This is a genomic window from Hyalangium gracile (assembly GCF_020103725.1).
Taxonomy (GTDB): domain Bacteria; phylum Myxococcota; class Myxococcia; order Myxococcales; family Myxococcaceae; genus Hyalangium; species Hyalangium gracile.
Genome location: NZ_JAHXBG010000013.1, coordinates 277,505 through 294,861 on the forward strand (window position 1 = coordinate 277,505; position 17,357 = coordinate 294,861).

Consider the following 17,357-nt stretch of genomic DNA (forward strand, 5'->3'; position numbering starts at 1 on the left):
CTTCGAGTAGATTCTTCAGTACGGAAGAGAGCTGGGAGGCGAGTTTGGGTTCAAAGTCCATTTCTAGGGCCTTCCCCGGCTTTGACAGGGTCTTCACCCTTGGGGAGTCAGGTAGCAGCAGGGCGTTCAGAGGCAAGATGGGCATCGAGATCGATCCCTTTGCATTGACTCGTGCCGAGCTGCGTCCCTCTCAGCCGATCCCAGTCGAATGGGCGATGGGCAGCGCCAGGCCGATGCAGGTGATGTGGACGATGTACGCAGCACCACTCATTCTTGCGGATTCCGTGGTGCAGCTTCTGCGGTCGCACGGGTTCACTGGCTGGTCTCTATATGATGTCGCGGTTCGCGATAAGCAGGGCCAGCCCATCCCAGGCTACAGTGGCCTCTCCATCACCGGACGGTGCGGCAACATCGCTTGGGAGCGAGGTGTCGAGGTGCCGAGGAGCCGCCCAGCCGGCATCTTCCCTGTGTGGATGGGGCTCTTCTTTGACCCAGAGTCGTGGGATGGATCTGACTTCTTCATGCCAGCCGAGCGCGGCGGGTATGTCTTCGTGGTGGAGGAGGTGAAGAGGGCACTCGAACGGGCGAAGATCCGCAACGTGGAGTTCACTCCTTTGAACCAGTTCGAGAGGACATGGAAGGTTTGATTTCCAGGCAGCAAGCCTGTGGATGCTTCTCGTTACGTTAGTCCGACCGGTCGGACCGGCAGAACGGGAGGAACTTCCTCGCTTCGAACCATCACGAGCGGTTCAGGTCCCCACCGCTGGGACCTTCCGGGGCCTACCCCGTTGCTTCGGCGCAGCTTCTTCTGCGTTGGTCGGAGGTTCGGAGGCTGGGGTTGCACGCACCCGGCGAAGCAACTCTTCCGCGCTCTCGCCCTCACAGCCAGGAGGAACTCTCCGCAGGCACGGAAGCTACGCCACACATGCGCCGGACCCGAGCCTCCACCTCCCGTTGAACGGTGACACTGAGCGCTGCGATGCGCTCGGGTGAGAGCCTGCCATCGAGCGGGCGAGAGCTGTTCGAGACGGGCTGTACGCCACGCGCGCAGATCTCCAGTGCCCGCTCTGTGGCGAGGCGCGCCGGAACGCCACCGCGCTCGAGGCAGAAGGCCAGGACGTCCCATGCAAGCTCCGCGTGGTCGCTCTCCTCACGAGCCACCGCGGAGAGATGTGCCCGGACGGCAGGATCCCTCGCCTCCGCCGCGGCCTCGCGCGCACGCGCGGCGGCGAGCCCCTCGCCAAAACAGCCATCGATGAGGGTCTCCATGGCGAGGCGGGAGAGCCCTCCTGGCGCCGTGGCGACCTCCGGGAGCGGCCCCGGCCCCCGGGAGCGGCCCGCATACCCCGAGGCGAGCGAGTAGGCCCCCCGGGCATGCCGGACTTCGTCGAGGGCCGCGCGCAGGCAGGCTTCGATGAGGTGGGGTGGGGCTCCCTCCGCCATCAGATCCAACGAGAGCCGGGTGAATGAGGCGATGGAGGCGTGCTCGCTCTTCGCGTCCGCTTCCCACTCAGCGGCGAGCACCTCCCGGCTCTCCGCGTCCGAGGAGGAAGCCTCGGGAGCCTCGTCCCCCGACCACGCATCTTCCGGGGCGCCATCCGCCGTCACGGGGCGTCCTCGGATGCGGAGCGCTCGCCCCTCCACCCCGCGCATCTGGGACTGGATGAACGCCAGGCCAAGGCCGCTCGAGAGCAGGGCGATGACGAACGCGAGCGCCCCCAACCCCAGGGACACGAGGCTGCGCTTTCTCCCGCCAGGCCTCCTGTAGGTGAGCATGAGCGCCCGGAGGCTCAGCACGAGCGACACGATGCCGGGGATGCCTGCCAGCAAAAAAGCGAGCGAGTCGAGGAAGAGGCCGGCCACAACCCAGACGGGCGCCGTGAACGCGGCGATGATGCTGACGGTGAGCGCGAGCGAGGCCGCCTGATGGGAGTTCGGCTCAGCCGGAGGAACAGGCTCCTCCGCTTCGCGTGCAGGCGGAGCCTGGGTGCTGCTGCCAACGGAGGGAGGGCTCATCCTCCCATGCTACCGCGCCACCGGCGTTCAGGGCTCGAGCTGGAGCACCGTGGAGGTCCATCGGGTGGTGCCATTGCCGCTGCCGCGAGTCACCTCCAGCGTCGTGGGCGAAGTCAGCGAGTGCAGGCCCACCGCCTCTCCGAGGATGTCATCGTCCTGGTAGTCGCTCTCGCCCCCGCCCTGTCCAGACTGCCACTGCCCGCCGGCAAAGGTCAGGGTGCGCGTCACATCCACCGCGGTGATGGGCACGGAGGTGGTCGTGGTCTCTGGCAGCATCTCCACCCCCACGTGCTGCGCCCGTGCGCTCGTGCCGAAGTCGATGCGCTCCCAGGAGATGGACTCGATGTCCGTCTCCGTGCAGGTCGAGTCTCCGGCGCTGCGCGTGAAGAGGAGCGAGGTGGTGGGGTTGTTGGGGTTGAGCGCTCCTCGCACGACCAGATCACACATGCCGGAACCACTGGATTCATCCGCATTGAAGGTGAAGAGCAGCACCGTGGAGGCGGGGTTCACGGGCGTCAGATTGGAGACGATCTGCTGCGTGCCCTGCATCTGCAGCGTCTCTCCTCGCGTCACGTTCACGCTGGCGAGCTCGACGACCTGCACCGAGGCTGTCCAGGTCGGCGAGCAGGTGTAGTCGGAATCGAACTCCAGCTCCACTTCGTCCAGATCGGCGAGTCTGGCGACGTAGAAGTCATCCGCGTCCTGAGAGACGCCGCCCTTCTCGGCGCTCACCAGCAGGAACGTCCGCTGGAAGCTCGCGACGGGTTGGATGGGCAGGTAGATGATGTTCTCGCCCGCGCAGCTTGCCTCCAGGTGCTGGACCTTCAGGCCGGAAGACCGCTCCGCCGTCTGCCACCGGATCCGGACGGTGCCCTCCGCGGTGTTCCGGTAGCAGGTGATGGCCGTGGGGGAGGTGAGCGAGCAGCGCACGTTCGCGGCGGCGGGGCTGCCGAGGTCCGAGGTGGCCTGGAAGATCATCAGGGTCTTCGAGATGTCGACCTGCGCGGGCGAGATGGGGCACGTCAGCGTGCGGGTGGTGGACGACATGGTGCAGGTGCCTGTGCGCACCATGGGCAGGATCGTCTCGCTCTGGCTGGCGGCGGTGACTCCCGAGGCGCTGGCCATGAGGACCATCGTGCCGCCGGTGTTCCCCTTGAAATAGAAGAACGCGCGTGACGTGCCAGCGGCGAAGCTCGCCTGGGTGATGGCGGTCACGCATGACGCATTGGAGAAGAACGAGAGCCCCGAGGAGGGCTGCGTCACCAGGGACACCGGCGTCTGCGAGGAGAAGGCAGAGGCATTGCCGAACGCGTCCCGCGCCTCGAGCTCCACCCGGAAGGAACAGGCCCCGGTGAGCAGGGTCTGAGGGGGACTTCGGAAGACGAGGACCGCCGGAGAGCCAGGGAGGATGGTCTCGTCCTGGAACGCGGGAGACAGCCCGCTGGGCGTCCCCACGACTACCCGCGCGAACTGCGCCACGGTGCTTCTAAAATAGAAGGCGGCGCGGCTGTTTCCAGCCGGCACGGTCACCTGGGTGGTGACGGTCTGACAGGCCGAGTCGCTGAAGAAGTTGAAGCCCGAGTCCCCCTGGCTCACCAGGAACAGGGGCGTCGCGGAGTTGACGGGTGCCGGGCTCCCCATGGCATCGCGCGTCTCGACCACCACCTGCGCGGAGCACTGTCCCGCCGTCACGCTCTGCGGCGGGCTGACGAAGGAAAGCTGCGTCGGTTGAGCAGGGCCCCCATCCGGCACTCCACCGTCGGGGCCCGCGTCAGCAGGCCCGCCATCGGCAGGCCCACCATCCGGGCGCCCACCATCCGGGCGCCCACCATCCGGAGGCCCACCATCCGGAGGCCCGCCATCTGGCCCGCCATCGATGCCACCGCCATCGGGAGGTCCGCCATCCGCCCCACCGTCCGTGCCGCCGTCGGGAAGGGCTGACTCGGCCCGGCACTCGCCCTGGTCGCAGACGAAGCCCGAGGCACACTCCGTGTCCTGGGTGCACGCGAAGCGCCGCGTCGTGACGTCGGTGGAGCCGCAGTCACACCCCTGCAGCAGGGCCAGCAGCGCCATGGCGAGCCAGATGACAGAGGAGCGTCTCTCGAAGCGCGTCATGGCAGCTCACCTCCAACCGTGACCCCCGCCGGCGTGGCGGAGACCGTGACAGGCGTGCCGAGCAGCCAGAGCGTTCCTCCGGCGATGGCCGTGGCGCCCGCGATGCCAAAGAGGACATTCGCCAGCCGTGCGTTCGAGCGGGCCCGCTCATCGAGCTCGAAGGCCTCTCGCTGGGTGAGCCCGGTGGTCAGGCCCTGCTCATTCACCGCGGCGCCCTCCAGCTGGGAGCGGGCGCTGCGGGAGCGCAGTCCGAAGTATCCCCCCGCGGCCCCGGTCCCCGCCGCCACCCCCAGGCTCACGTAGGCCAGCTTGCGCCAGGCAGAGGTGGAGGTCGCGGAGGAGCGCTTCTCCACGGAGGGCGTGTCCTGCGTGGGCGTCAGGGGAGGGTTCAAGGCGGCCTGTGGCCGGGGAGCGGCCCGGAGCAGGGGAGCGGTGGCGCTGCCCACCAGGGCGAGGACGGCCTGGCGCTCGTCGAGCAGCTCCGCCCACCACTGCACCCGCGCTCCCTTCACCGCCGCCGAGGCCTCGCCCTTCGCGAGCGGGACTTCCTGGAGGCTCCAGTCGGCTCCCTCCGCGCGCAGGTGGAAGCGCACGGCCCGGCCCAGCTTCAAGGGATCGGCCGCCACCCGCACCGTCACCCGCTCGATGGGGGTGGGCCCCTCCTGCTCCGGCTCCGGCTCCAGCCGCAGCGCCCCGTGGTCTCCCACCCAGGCCTTGGCCTCGAAGAAGGGCGTCACCACGCGGGGGGCATAGTCCCCCTCGAGCCGGTGCTCCGGCGAGAGCACCAGCAGCGTCTGGAAGGCGGTCCGCGCCTTCGCCGGCTGCTGGAGCATGGCGGCCACCACCCCCTGCATCTCGAGGATCTGAAGCAGGGTGTCGCGGTCGTTACCGGGATGTGCACGGGCGGCGTCCAAGGCCCGGGAGGCTTCGGGATAACGCAGCCTGTCGAACAGCATCCGGGCGCGGGGCAGGTCCGGGTTGGCGGACTCGCCTCGGGCCAGAGGGACGAGCAGCAGGGTGGTGGCGAGTGCGATGAGCCTGGGTAGGGAGGACAAGCCCTACCATGCTAACCGTTCATCCCAGGAATGGTCGAATTGACAGTGCCCCGGAGGGATGAAGAAAGTGGGCCTGTGAGCACCCCACCCCCACGCCAGCTCTTCTCGGATGTCCCTGCCGCCTGGGAGCAGGGGCTGGACGTGGGCCGCTACCACCTGCTGTCGCGGCTCGCCATCGGTGGCATGGCCGAGATCTGGCTCGCCCGCCAGCTGGGGCCCCAGGGCTTCGAGAAGTTCATCGTCATCAAGCGCATCCTCGACGGGCTGGGCACGGACCCCGAGTTCGTGAAGATGTTCCTGGACGAGGCCCGCATCGCCGCGCAGCTCAACCACCCGCACATCGTCCAGATCTTCGATCTGGGGGAGGAGGCGGGGGCGTTCTACATCGCCATGGAGTACCTGCCGGGCGAGGACGTCTCCACCGTGGCTCGGGTGGGCCTGCGGCAGGGCAAGCCGCTGCCCATCCCCTACGCGGTTCGCATCATCGCGGATGTCGCCGAGGGCCTGGCCTACGCGCACGCCAAGAAGGGGCCGGACGGGGCCCTGCTGGGCATCGTCCACCGGGATGTGTCTCCGCAGAACCTGCTCATCACCTATGACGGGGTGGTGAAGGTGGTGGACTTCGGCATCGCCAAGGCCGCCAACCGCGAGAGCCAGACGCTGGCCGGCCAGGTCAAGGGCAAGACGTCCTACATGTCGCCCGAGCAGGCGCGGGGGCAGACGCTGGATGGGCGCAGCGACATCTTCAGCCTGGGGATCATCCTCTTCGAGCTGGTGACGCGCAGGCGCCTCTTCCAGTTCCCCGAGCCGCTCGCGGCGCTGCAGGCGGTGGCCAGCGACGATCCGATTCCCCTGGCGCACGAGCGCAACCCCGACGTCCCGGAGCCCCTCAGCCGCATCATCGAGAAGGCGCTCGCGCGTGATCGCGACCAGCGCTACCCCACCGCGCGTCACTTCCAGAGCGCGCTGGAGGACTGGCTGCGCACCCAGCCGGATGCTCCGGGCTCGGCCGAGCTGGCCAGCTACATGTCCGAGGTGTTCGGCTCGCGCATCCAGGAGCGCACCCGGCTGCTCGAGGCGGCACGCTCCGGGGATTTCACTCCCTCGAGCGCGCGTCGGGTGCTGCGCAAGCCCACCACGGAGTCCATGCCGGAGGGTGGGGTTCCCGAGGAGAAGACGCAGCAGGGGCAGCCGGCTCGAGGGCTACCGCGGTCGTTGCTGGCGGCGGCCGCGGTGCTGGTGCTCGCCCTGGCGGCCGGGGTCATCTACGCCCTGCGTCCGGCGCCAGTGGAGTCGGTCGTTCAGGGAGCCACCCCACCCGCGCCCTCGCTCCCAGCCCCGCCGGTGCTCACCATCGAGACGGATCCGCCGGGAGCCGCGCTGCGGGTGAATGGCAAGGACGTCGGGCGCTCGCCCGTGACGCTCGACACGCTGGCCCTGGGCGAGCACACCGTGACGGCCACGCTGGAGGGGCGGAAGTCGGCGGAGCGTCAGGTCAAGCTGGCCCACCCGGGCGAGCGGGCCATGGTGGTGCTCGCGCTGGTTCCTGAGGCACCAGCTCCGGAGACGACCCCTCCGGAGGCGCCGGCTGGCGACGCGCAGGGCGCTGGCGCGTCCAAGACGGCGAAGAAGGCGGCGATGGGGCGGCTGACCCTGAACACCACGCCCTGGACGCGCGTCTTCCTGCGCGGGCGGCAGCTTGGGGACACCCCGCTCATCAACCACCCGCTGCCCGCGGGCCGGCATCAGCTCAAGCTCGTCAACGAGGAGAAGAACATCTCCACCGTCATCGAGGTGGAGATCTGGGCCGGGCAGGTCACCTCCAAGAAGCTGCGCCTGTGAGCCGTCAGCCGAACTCGAACGCGAGCATCTCCTCCACCTGCTGGTAGCGGGCGAAGAGCTCCTCACGCGTCGGCGCGCCCAGGTTGACGATGCCGTAGCGGAAGCTGCCCACGTCCTGGTCCAGCGCCGAGAGCCGCTCGCCCGCGGTGCACAGCACCTTGATGATGGTGCCCGGGAAGCGCTCCTTCACCGCCGCGAGCTGCGCCTCGGACGGGACGCGGAGGACGCGGGCATCGCTGAAGCGCCGCAGGACGAAGCTGGCGGCGACCCTGTCCCTCCCGGAGCCCGGCTGCCATGGCACCGGCTGGCCCGTGGCCAGCGCGAGCTGCGCCTCGTAGGTGTTCATCCCGTCCACGCGCTCGTAGAGGTCCGCGAATTGGTAGGACATGCGCGGGTTCACCTCGATGACGGAGACGGTGTCGCGCTGCGTGTCGTGGAACATCTCGATGTTGAAGCAGGCATGGTCGAACCCCGAGGCCCGCATCAGGCGCACGGCGATGTCCCGCATGCGGGCCTGGACGCTGTCGGGCAGGTGCGAGGGGTACTCGAAGCGCTGGAAGCTGATGGTGCCCGGGTACATCACCGAGTCGACGATGCCCATCACCACCGGCCTGCCGCGCTCGACGAAGCCATCCACCGTCACCTGCGTGCCCGCCAGGGGGGCCTCGCCGATGAACCAGTAGGCGGGGACCTGCCCGTCGGTGTAGCGCCGCAAGAGCTGCTGGAAGGGCCGCAGCAGCAGGGACTTCTCGATGCGCTCGCGCCAGGAGAAGCGCACGGCGCGGCGGAAGTCCTCGGGGCCATGCACCATCTGCGCGCGGATGGACATGGTGCCCTTCACCGGCTTGAGGAAGAACGGATAGGCCAGCCGGCGCAGCCGCGGCGGTCCGGAGAAGGGGTTGATGGGCTCGAAGTCTGGCGTCGCCTCCGGCACGGACTGCTGCTGGAGCCGCCGGCTGTAGTACTTGTGGCTCAGGAGCACCACCGCGGCGGGGGGCGGAACGGGCAGCCCGAGCCGCTCTCCCACCAGCGCGGCGAACATGCAGCCCGGGTAGTCGCCCGTGCCCAGGATGCCGCTCAGGCCCGCGTCGCGGTACGTCTCCACGGCCTGCTCCACCCAGCGCGACACGTCGAAGCGCAGGCCCGCCACCAGTGACGGCTGCTCGACGAGCTTCTCGCCATGGAAGAGCAGCTCGAAGCGCTCGTGGAAGCGCGCGCCGAGCGTCTCCTTGTCCCATGGCCCGGGGCAGACGACGAGCACGCGAGGGCGCTCGGAGGGGAGAGGGGCCGGAGCCATCATGTGATGCCTCGCAGGTTCATCAGGTGGGAGGCCAGCTCCACCGCGTAGCGCTTCTCCGCGCCGGTGAGCTCCTCGACGTGCTCGTCGTTCCAGTCCATGCGCAGGCAGCGGTCGAGCACCAGATCCACCATCAGCTTCTCTCCCTGGAGGAGCACGCCGTAGTGCGAGGTGGTGCCGCGCGAGGGGTGGCCCGCCCAGACGAGCAGCTCGGGCCTCCGGTCGTCGTGCAGCAGCGAGTCGCCGAAGACGGGCTCTCCATGGGCCAGCCCGAGCAGATCGAGCACGGTAGGCAGGACGTCGAAGTGCGAGGAGAAGGGCACCTCACGAGGTGCGAGCTCCGGGTGGTGGAAGAGGAGAGGGACATCCAGCTCGTCCCGGGTGATGGCGCTGCCGTGCGAGTGGTAGCCCAGGCGGCCGAAGGCCTGTCCATGGTCGCTGCTGACGACGACGAGGGGCTCCGTCACCAGGCCTCGCTGCCGCAGCCCCTCGAGCAGGGCGCCGAACAGGGCATCCTCCTCCTCGATGGCGTTGAGGAAGCGCCCGTAGTCCTCCGTGGAGTCGAAGCGGCGGAAGCGCTCCGGGTCAATGACGCGATAGGGCACGTGGGTGTGGGTGGCGTGGACGTGCAGGAAGCGCGGTCCGCTCCCGCCGCGCCAGGCCTTCCCGAGCTGCTCCAGCCCCTGGGACAGGAGCAGGTGGTCCGACAGCAGCCCCGTCTGCTCGGGGGCCAGCAGCGGCCGGTCGATGACGTGCTGGAAGCCCGCCTTGTCCAGGATGGCGCGCAGCTCATAGTCCGCGGTGCGCGCGGTGGTGAGGTAGGCGGTCTGATAGCCCGCCTCGCGCAGCGCGCGCAGCCCCGAGAAGCCCGCGGCCTCGGTGTAGCGGCTCGCATACAGCGCGATGTGGGCGTTGTTGGTGGTGGGCGACAGGCACGCGTGGTGGCGCGAGCGGAGCGCTCCGGGCAGCGGCCCCTGGAAGAACGGGGTGTGCGCGCCGCCGGCAGCGGTGGCGTGGAGGTGGAGCCGCCCCACGGACTCGAAGGTGAGGAGCACGACGTCCCGTCCGCGCAGCAGCCCATGGGCGGCGCTCGGCCGGGGCGGGCGGGGCTCGGAGGCGAGGAGGTGCGCGTGCTCCGGGCGAGGCTGGAAGCCTGGGCGGCTCGGGCGGAGACGCTCGAAGAGGAAGTGCCGGACGCCCGAAGGGCCCGTGCTCCTCCCGCGCCAGGCCTGCACCGGGTAGCTCAACGCCAGCAGCCCCAGCACCGAGGCCGCGGCGGGCACCTCCGCGCCAGGCAGGAAGGGCACGGCCGCGCCCACCAGCAGCAGGGCGCCACAGGCCATGAGCGCCCGGTGCCGTGCCCGAGCGGCCGTGCACACCCACGCGGCGGCGACGAAGTACACGCAGAGCCCCAGGGTGAGCCCCAGCCGTGCAGGGCTCTCGGCTCCCAGGAACAGCCCGGCATGGGCGAGCGCCGCCACCGCCGGCAGCGCCGCGAAGAGCCGATGGGTGGCGAAGAAGCGGCGCGCGAAGGACAGCTCCGCCAGCTCCCGGTACAGCACCGAGAGGATGACGCTGCGCACGCCTCCAGGGCCCAGCTCGATGGTGAAGATGCGGAAGAGGAGCGCGTCGAGCCAGAGCGCGAAGTACAGGAGCGCTCCCCCCAGCAGCCCCACGACGGCGCCCGCCGGGCCCAGGCTCGCGGGCAGCACGAGCACCAGCTCCAGCCCCGCCACCCACGCGAGATCCTCCAGATCGATCGCCGCATCGACCGAGAAGCCCCGGTACTTCACGGCTTTGATCAGGGCCACGCAGGCCGCTCCCGCCAGCGTCAGCTCCAGCCAATGGGTGCACAGCCGCGCCAGCCCGCTCATCGGAGGAAGGCCTTCCAGTAGGAGAAGGCGTACCAGGCGAGGACGGCCGAGAGGAGCAGCCGAGCAGTCAGCGAGCTGTCCCGCCACAGCCAGGCCGTGGCCCCCGCGACCAGCAGCGCCTCCACGAGCGCCACCTTGCGTCCGTGGTAGCGCGGATCCCAGTACGAGATGGGGCTGATGAAGCGGTAGTGGCTGAAGGGGAGGAAGTGTCGGTGCGCGTCCACCGCGTGGACGGGCAGATCCCCCAGCGCATGCAGAAGCATGCTTCCGAAGAAGATTGCCACCAGACTGGAGCCCGTGGCCACGCCGACGAGTGTGCCCAGCAGCGTCAGCGGAATGGAGTGCGCTCCATGGATGAGGTTGAGCCAGAAGGGGCGCTGGTAGCTCTCGCTCCAGATGCGCTCTTCCGGCAGGCCGCGCAGGTAGTGCTCGCGCAGGTAGAGCACGACGATGGGAACGTCCGGGAGGATGGCCCCCGCGACGATGGGCAGTGTGTGCTCGGGCGTGACGGCGCCAGACAAGATGGCCAGGTTGATGACGGCATGCCCCGGGGTATGCACGAGTGCATCATAGGGAGCAGCCTGGAGAGCGAGCAGGTGAGTAGCGCCGCGAGCTGATCCACCCGAGTGCAAGTGTCAGGAGTTGATTGACTCGGCTGCTGCGAACTTTCACCATCGCACCATGCCTGGAATGTCCACCCGCTCTTCGCTCTCGACGTTGCTCCTGGCCTCACTCTTCTTCAGCCTGACGGGTTGCGTGGGAGACCCTCCGGACGGCCCCCACCTGGACCCGGGCGGCACGGATGGCGGCACGAATGGTGGGCCGGACGGAGGCCCGGATGGAGGGCCCACCAACCTGGGCTGTGGCGACCGGACGATCCAGGCTGGCGAGGCCTGTGATGACGGCAACAAGAGCGGCGGCGACGGCTGCGCGGCGGACTGCAAGGCCATCGAGTCCGGCTGGTTCTGTGACACGGCGGGCGCATCGTGCATCCGCAACGTGTGCGGTGACGGACGCACCGGGTCGACGGAGGCGTGTGACGATCGCAACACCACCTCCAACGACGGCTGCAGCGCGACGTGCACCATCGAGGCGGGCTGGACGTGTCCGCCCGGCGGAGGCCGCTGCAATGCCGCCAGGTGTGGCGACGGCATCATCGCCGGTGACGAGGACTGCGAGGACGGGGACAACCCGCCTGCCGGCAATGACGGGTGCAGCGCCGTCTGCCGCCTGGAGCGCGGCTACAAGTGCGAGACCCCCGGCTCGCCCTGTGTCACCACCACCTGCGGCGACAGGAAGGTGGAGGGGACCGAGCAGTGCGACGACGGCAACAACAACATGGGCGATGGCTGCTCGCCGCTGTGCGTGCGTGAGCCCAACTGCAACAACGGCAACTGCACGGCGGTGTGCGGAGACGGGGTGATCCTGCCCGGCGACACCACGGAGGAGTGCGACGACGGCAACCTGCGCCCCAACGATGGCTGCTCGCCCCAGTGCAAGTACGAGCCGGGCTTCAGCTGCCGGACCATCGAGGAGCAGCCGCCGTCCTTCATCGAGATCCCCGTGGTGTACCGGGACTTCATCGGCAAGGACAGCCAGATCAACGGCACCAACCTCATCCACCCGGACTTCAACGACAAGACGGGCAACGGTGAGAAGGGCATCGTCCAGACGACGCTCGGCGCGGACGGCAAGCCGGTGTACGCGGTGACGGACGTCCCGAACAGCACCACGCACGGCAAGGCCTACTTCGACCAGTGGTACCGGGACACGCAGAACGTGAACAAGACCATCGTCACGACGCTGCGGCTGGACCGGCAGCAGCAGAGCGGCGCCTACCAGTTCTACAACGCGGCGTTCTTCCCGCTCGACAACCACGGGTGGGTGGCCTCCGGTCACGAGAGGCTCCTCACCAACAACCACAACTTCAGCTTCACCAGCGAGGTGCGCTACTGGTTCGAGTACAAGGGCACCGAGGTGCTGGAGTTCATCGGCGATGATGACGTCTGGGTCTTCATCAACAAGAAGCTGGCCGTGGATCTCGGTGGCCTCCACTCGGCCCAGACGGGCACCGTCAAGCTGTGGGAGCGGCCGGATCTCAACCTCACGGTGGGCAAGGTCTACGAGGCCGTCGTCTTCCAGGCCGAGCGCCACACCACCGAGTCCTCGTACAAGCTCACGTTGACCAACTTCGTCACCCGCCGCACCGAGTGCAAGAACACCTGCGGCGACGGCGTCGTCCAGGAGCCCGAGCAGTGCGACAACGGGACGAACACCGGTGGCTACGGCCAGTGCGCTCCGGGCTGCATCTACGGGCCGCGCTGCGGTGACGGCGTCGTCCAGCCGGCGGGTGGCGAGGACTGCGACGACGGCAACACCAACAACAACGACGCCTGCAGCAACGTCTGCCAGATCATCTTCGGCTGACGGGTGTTCCACCTAGGGAGGGGGCCGGCTCGGTGAGCGGCTCCTCCCGTGGGCTCGGCGGCGGGGGAGGGGGCGCTACTGGGCGAGCGCCGCCATCAGCCGGTCCGCCTGCTCGCGGATGCGGGTGTCCTTGCTGGCCTGGGCCTTCTGCGCGTGGGTGCGTGCCCGCTTCGGCTCGCTGTCCGCCAGCGCGAGCGCCAGGTTGAGGTGCAGTCCCGGATCCTCCGGCTGCGCCGCCAGGGCCTTCTCCAGCACGGCGCGCGCCGCGGCCTTGCCGCTCGGGCGGGACATGAGCAGCACCGCGAGATCATTCGCGGGCCCCGGCTCGCCGGGCGCCAGGGCCACGGCCTCCTCGAGCAGGCGCTGGGCCTCGGCGTCGTTCCCCTTCCTTCTCAGCACCTTGGCCAGCGCCAGCCGCACGTCCGGAGAGCCCGTCGCCTTCTGGAGCGCCTCGCGGAGGATGCGCTCGGCGTCGTCGTCCTTGCCCGCCACGAACATCGCCAGGCCGTGCAGGTACGCCGCGTCCGCGCTCTCGGGCAGCTGCAGGCGCAGCTCGATGGCGGCCCGGGCCGCGGCATCGGGCGCCCCCGCGAAGAGGCACAGCGAGGCGAACTCGCGGTAGAGGCTCGGCTCCCGGGGAGCCCGGAGGATGGCCTGGCGCAGGGTGGCGAGCGCGGCGCCCACCTGCCCCTGCAGCACCTGGACGCGCGAGGCCAGCAGCAGCGGCAGGTGCTCGGTCCGCGTGGCGGCGGCGGCCTCCTGGTAGCGCTTGAGCGCCGCGTCCAGCTGCTTGCGCCCCTGCAGCGCCATGCCCAGGTAGGTGAGCACCTGCGGGTTGCCGGGCTGCAGGCGCAGGGCCCGCTCCAGCTCGGCGGTGGCGGCCTCGTGCTGCTCGGCGTGCAGCAGGGCCCTGCCGTGGTTGAGCACCTCGAAGAAGCCCGGCTTGGGGCGGGAGGCCAGCTCCCGCAACAGCCCCAGCGCACGCTCGTTGCCCTCCTGGGCCTCGAGCCGCGCCAGGTGACTGAGCGCTTCGGGGTGCGTGGGGTGAAGCTCCAGCAGGCGGCGGAGCACGGTGCGAGCCGCGTCCTCGTCCTCCTGCGCCAGCCTCAGGCGCGCCAGCCCGAGCAGGGCGCTGGCGTCCTTGGGGTCCTGCTTGAGGGCGCTCTCGAACTCACGGGCCGCCTCCTTGAGGAGCCCCTGCTTCATGAGACGCGCCGCGGAGGCTGCCAGCTTGGAGACGGCCATGGGCCTCTTCTATCGACTCTCTACAGTCCGAGCCAGCCGCCCACCGTGCCCACCGCGCCCTCGACGCCCTCCTTGACGCCGTTGGCCAGGTCGCCCAGGCCCTCCACCGCGTCGGAGAACACCTCGCCGGCCGCGTCCACCACCGCGCCGCCCGCGTTGATGGCGCCCTCGGCCACGTTCTCGAGCACCTCACCGCCGGCCGCCGCCGCCGTCTCGCCCACCGCCTCCAGGATGTTGCCCGGGTTGATCGTCCCCTCCACCTCCACACCCAGCCCCAGCCCCGCGGTGGCCTCGACGCCCACGTCGAACTCGAGGTTGCCGCCGTTCAGGCCGATGTTGGCGTGCGCATCGCCGCTCACGCCCGCGCTGGCGCTGGCGGTGATGCTGCCGGAGGCCAGAGTGTCACCCTCGTGCGTCAGCTCGATGGAGCCGGTGAGGCTGGCCTGGGCGCCCGCGAAGCCGTTGGCCGAGGCGTTGATGGAGAGGTTGCCATCGGTGCCCACGTGCAGATCCAGGTTCAAGTGGCCGTCGGCGCCAATCTTGCCCATGGCCTCCAGGTCGAGCTCCACCGCGTACTGCTCGCCGGCGATCTCGAACTCGACCGTCTTGGTGGCGCCCGCGCCGGCCTCCACGGCCGTGGCGTCGATGTCCACCTGCAGGCTCACGTCGATGCCGTCCAGGCCGATGTCCGCGTCCACGGAGGCGTTGGCCTCCAGCGAGGGGCCCTGGACGTAGGCGTTGGTCTGCACGCCGCCGGGACCCTGCCCCGTCACCTCGGCGCGCGAGCCGCCGGCCTCGAAGGAGGACTGGCCGCTCAGCAGGTTGCGCGTCGGCTGGTCCACGCCGCCCTGGGCGGAGGCGGAGGTGGTGACGCGCGGCTGCGAGGCCGAGGGCTGCGCGGGGGGCTCACGCCGAACCGGGGGCGGGGGGGGAGGAGGGGGAGGAAGGCGGGGCGAGCCAATGCGAGGAGAGGTGGACATGGGCAGTCTCGGTAGAAATGGCCCCGGATTGGGCACCTTTGCTTGAATTATCGCACCCTGAAAATCCGAGTTGCGTCCGTCCCCTCGATTTTCGAGAAAGAGAGTGCCAGGCCCTGAGGAGCATGAGGTGTAGCTCGAGGCGCTACCGCTGCCGAAGCGGCTGTGACTTCGCTGGCTACAGGCTCGAGGCGAGGGCCCTGCCGTTTCGAGGGAGCTCCGAGCGGAGGCACGCGGCGGCGGCCTCGGCACGAGCGTTGCTCAGTCCACACTCCGGCGGCATCTGGCCCCAATTACACCGGAGACATGGACATGACTTCTCGAGCGATCAAACTGGCGGTGCTGTGCGCGGGGCTCGTGGTTCTGGGAGCGCCGACGGCCGAGGCCGTGGGGGCCCGCGGCTGCAAGGCGAGCTGCAACAAGGGCAGCTGTAACTCGAGCAACAGCTATGCGGAGTGCGGCTGCTGCGGCGACGGCACGCCGTACTGCGGCAGCGCGTCGAACTGCAAGGACAAGGTGGCCAGCGCCTTCACCCTGGCCTTCCACGAGGTGGCCACGGTGGGTGGCATGGAGGGCGTGTTCTCCGTCGCCGACAAGCTGAAGGTGGTCCTGAAGCCGACCGACGGCTCTGCGCAGCTCATCGCCTCGGTGGTGCAGCTCGGTGAGGCCATCCTCTCGGGTGACTCGACGGCCGCCCAGGCCGCGCAGCTCATCACCATCGAGCGCTTCGAGGGCCTGGAGGAGGGCGACGACCTGGTGGCGCTGAAGGTGGTGACTGAGTCGATGGTGTCTCGCTGAGCCAACGCGCTCCCGGCGGACGGCGGGCCACTTGAGGCTGGCCCGGCCGCCTTCCACTCGCGCCGCCCACTGGTATGACAAGCATACCAGTGGGTGGCGCTCTCGCCCGACACGGGCACCTGCACGGGAGGCGGTGGGACGCGGGGACCGCGTGCGGCAGCGGGTTCAGCGCGTCGAGGCGGGAGGCCACGCGCTCACGGCTGCCCGCTCTCCCCGAGCCGGTGCCGCTTGATGAGCCGGTGCAGGTAGGCGCGATCGATGCCCGCGCCGCGGGCCGCGGCCGAGACATTGTGGCCGTGGCGCTCGAGCAGCGCGGCGACATAGTCCCGCTCGAAGGCATTCAGGATGCGCTCGCGAGCCTCCTTGAATGGCTCGTCCGCCGCGGTCGCCAGCGGCTCGGCCGTGGAGCCCGTCCGGGCCGGAGAGGACTCGACGGCCCCGGGCAGTCGCGACAGGGCCTCCGAGGCGCCCAGGTCCACCACGCGCTCCACCACGCGCCGCAGCTCGCGCACGTTGCCCGGCCAGTCGTAGGCCACCAGCAAGGCGCGCGTCTGCTCCGAGACGAGGGAAGGCGGCTGGCCCCGCTGCGTGAGCGCGTCGTCGATGAGCAGGGACACATCCTCGCGCCGCTCGCGCAGCGGCGGCAGCCGTACCTCCACGCCGGCGAGGCGGTGGTAGAGATCCTGCCGGAACCGGCCCTCCGCCACCTCGCGCACCAGCTCGCGCTGGCTCGAGGCCACCACGCGCACGTCCACCTCGCGGTACTCGTCCTCGCCGGCCTTCTTGAACTGGCGGCGCTCCAGGAACCGCAGCAGCCGGGGCTGGAAGTCCAGGGGCAGCTCGCAGATCTCATCCAGGAAGAGCGTCCCGCCCTGGGCCCGCTCGCAGGCGCCCGTGTGTCCGGGCGCGGAGCCGTCGAAGGCCCCCTCCACCTGTCCGAAGAGCTCCACCTCGATGCGCGCCGACGGCTTTCCCGCAAGCTCGCAGACGACGAAGGGCCCCGTGGCGCGGGGGCTGGCCCGGTGCAGGGACTCGGCGCACAGCTCCTTGCCGGTGCCCGTCTCTCCCTGGAGCAGCACGTCGCTCCGCGTGGCGGCGATGCGCTCCAGCAGCGCGAACAGCTGCCGCATCGCCAGGCTGCGCCCGAGCAGCGACTGCCAGCGCGTCTGGGGCAGGGGCATCAGCGGCGAGGCCCCCCCGTCGAGCGGCTCGAGCAGCAGCTCGCTGCGCCCGATGCGCACCACCGAGCCAGGCCGAAGCTCCAGCGACTGGAAGCGCAGGCCGTCGCAGAAGCTGCCGTTGCGCGAGCCATTGTCCGTGGCGCGCACTCCCTCCGACAGCACCTCCACCAGCAGGTGGGTCCGCGAGACGGCGGAGTCCTCGAGCCGCAGCTCGTTGCCGCTCTCCTTGCCTACACGGTAGGTTCCGCGCTCCAGGATCAGCGTCGCGCCCGCGCTCGGTCCGGAGATCACCCGCAGCCTCCATCGGCCAGGCTGGAGGCTCACGGGGGTGAGCTGATCAGTGATGGACGGGGGTTGCCCTGACACCCACCTGACGCTACCACACGCCCTCGCTGATCACCGGAGCAGGCGCCGCCAGCGCACGCGGGGACCTGTGGACAGCCAGTCACACCCCCTCAGGCGCAGGTGAGGACTCGCCGTCTCATCGGTGGGCCGTCCGATGCCCGGCGTCAGCGCGGCGTGTCACGGTG

At 69.9% G+C, this 17,357-nt stretch carries 13 protein-coding genes; 4 read left to right on the plus strand and 9 right to left on the minus strand.

Going from position 1 to position 17,357, the window contains the following annotated elements:
* Positions 1-137: 137 nt before the first annotated feature.
* Positions 138-647: a hypothetical protein gene (locus tag KY572_RS26550; RefSeq protein WP_224245758.1), complete on the plus strand. Its 510-nt coding sequence runs from the start codon at positions 138-140 to the stop codon at positions 645-647.
* A 232-nt stretch (positions 648-879) separates the two neighbouring features.
* On the opposite strand, the gene KY572_RS26555 is transcribed toward KY572_RS26550, so the two are convergent.
* The 3 genes from KY572_RS26555 to KY572_RS26565 are packed head-to-tail and all read right to left on the minus strand — an operon-like array spanning position 880 to position 5,186.
* A complete protein-coding gene (locus KY572_RS26555; RefSeq protein WP_224245759.1) occupies positions 880-2,016 on the minus strand; it encodes a hypothetical protein in 1,137 nt (378 codons plus the stop codon).
* A gap of 27 nt (positions 2,017-2,043) precedes the next feature.
* A complete protein-coding gene (locus tag KY572_RS26560; protein ID WP_224245760.1) occupies positions 2,044-4,131 on the minus strand; it encodes a hypothetical protein in 2,088 nt (695 codons plus the stop codon).
* Positions 4,128-5,186, minus strand: a complete 1,059-nt coding sequence (locus KY572_RS26565; protein WP_224245761.1) for a hypothetical protein — start codon at positions 5,184-5,186, stop codon at positions 4,128-4,130. Before KY572_RS26565 ends, KY572_RS26560 begins: the two co-directional genes overlap by 4 nt.
* Before the next feature lie 75 nt (positions 5,187-5,261).
* On the opposite strand from KY572_RS26565, the gene KY572_RS26570 reads away from it, so the two are divergent.
* The gene (locus KY572_RS26570) at positions 5,262-7,028 is read left to right on the plus strand and encodes a protein kinase domain-containing protein (RefSeq protein ID WP_224245762.1); all 1,767 of its coding nucleotides are present in this window, start codon (positions 5,262-5,264) and stop codon (positions 7,026-7,028) included.
* A 4-nt stretch (positions 7,029-7,032) separates the two neighbouring features.
* Here KY572_RS26570 and KY572_RS26575 read toward each other — a convergent pair whose 3' ends face one another.
* The 3 genes from KY572_RS26575 to KY572_RS26585 are packed head-to-tail and all read right to left on the minus strand — an operon-like array spanning position 7,033 to position 10,759.
* Complete coding sequence (locus tag KY572_RS26575; protein WP_224245763.1) at positions 7,033-8,328, minus strand: ATP-grasp domain-containing protein; 1,296 nt, start codon at positions 8,326-8,328, stop codon at positions 7,033-7,035.
* Entirely contained in the window at positions 8,325-10,199 is a 1,875-nt protein-coding gene (locus KY572_RS26580; RefSeq protein WP_224245764.1) for a sulfatase-like hydrolase/transferase, read from the minus strand. The genes KY572_RS26575 and KY572_RS26580 overlap by 4 nt, the downstream gene beginning before the upstream one ends.
* On the minus strand, positions 10,196-10,759 hold the full coding sequence (locus KY572_RS26585) for a hypothetical protein (RefSeq protein ID WP_224245765.1): 564 nt from the start codon (positions 10,757-10,759) through the stop codon (positions 10,196-10,198). Before KY572_RS26585 ends, KY572_RS26580 begins: the two co-directional genes overlap by 4 nt.
* A gap of 121 nt (positions 10,760-10,880) precedes the next feature.
* Here KY572_RS26585 and KY572_RS26590 point away from each other — a divergent pair, with 121 nt between their 5' ends.
* Positions 10,881-12,626 (plus strand): DUF4215 domain-containing protein, encoded by a 1,746-nt coding sequence (locus tag KY572_RS26590; RefSeq protein ID WP_407659999.1) that lies wholly within the window; start codon positions 10,881-10,883, stop codon positions 12,624-12,626.
* A gap of 75 nt (positions 12,627-12,701) precedes the next feature.
* On the opposite strand, the gene KY572_RS26595 is transcribed toward KY572_RS26590, so the two are convergent.
* Complete coding sequence (locus tag KY572_RS26595; RefSeq protein WP_224245767.1) at positions 12,702-13,871, minus strand: tetratricopeptide repeat protein; 1,170 nt, start codon at positions 13,869-13,871, stop codon at positions 12,702-12,704.
* Between the two features lie 20 nt (positions 13,872-13,891).
* Positions 13,892-14,851 (minus strand): Circumsporozoite protein, encoded by a 960-nt coding sequence (locus tag KY572_RS26600; protein WP_224245768.1) that lies wholly within the window; start codon positions 14,849-14,851, stop codon positions 13,892-13,894.
* Positions 14,852-15,160: 309 nt separating this feature from the next.
* Here KY572_RS26600 and KY572_RS26605 point away from each other — a divergent pair, with 309 nt between their 5' ends.
* Entirely contained in the window at positions 15,161-15,646 is a 486-nt protein-coding gene (locus KY572_RS26605) for a hypothetical protein (RefSeq protein ID WP_224245769.1), read from the plus strand.
* 194 nt (positions 15,647-15,840) lie between these two features.
* Here the strand turns inward: KY572_RS26605 and KY572_RS26610 are convergent, their stop codons facing one another.
* A complete protein-coding gene (locus KY572_RS26610; protein WP_317987904.1) occupies positions 15,841-17,118 on the minus strand; it encodes a sigma 54-dependent Fis family transcriptional regulator in 1,278 nt (425 codons plus the stop codon).
* Positions 17,119-17,357: the final 239 nt, after the last annotated feature.

Excerpts from the sequence above, each read along its gene's own strand:
- KY572_RS26550 (WP_224245758.1), top strand. The coding sequence starts at position 138 with ATGGGCATCGAGATCGATCCCTTTGCATTGACTCGTGCCGAGCTGCGT.
- KY572_RS26555 (WP_224245759.1), bottom strand. The coding sequence starts at position 2,016 with ATGAGCCCTCCCTCCGTTGGCAGCAGCACCCAGGCTCCGCCTGCACGC.
- KY572_RS26560 (WP_224245760.1), bottom strand. The coding sequence starts at position 4,131 with ATGACGCGCTTCGAGAGACGCTCCTCTGTCATCTGGCTCGCCATGGCG.
- KY572_RS26575 (WP_224245763.1), bottom strand. The coding sequence starts at position 8,328 with ATGATGGCTCCGGCCCCTCTCCCCTCCGAGCGCCCTCGCGTGCTCGTC.
- KY572_RS26580 (WP_224245764.1), bottom strand. The coding sequence starts at position 10,199 with ATGAGCGGGCTGGCGCGGCTGTGCACCCATTGGCTGGAGCTGACGCTG.
- KY572_RS26590 (WP_407659999.1), top strand. The coding sequence starts at position 10,881 with ATGCCTGGAATGTCCACCCGCTCTTCGCTCTCGACGTTGCTCCTGGCC.
- KY572_RS26595 (WP_224245767.1), bottom strand. The coding sequence starts at position 13,871 with ATGGCCGTCTCCAAGCTGGCAGCCTCCGCGGCGCGTCTCATGAAGCAG.
- KY572_RS26600 (WP_224245768.1), bottom strand. The coding sequence starts at position 14,851 with ATGTCCACCTCTCCTCGCATTGGCTCGCCCCGCCTTCCTCCCCCTCCT.
- KY572_RS26605 (WP_224245769.1), top strand. The coding sequence starts at position 15,161 with ATGACTTCTCGAGCGATCAAACTGGCGGTGCTGTGCGCGGGGCTCGTG.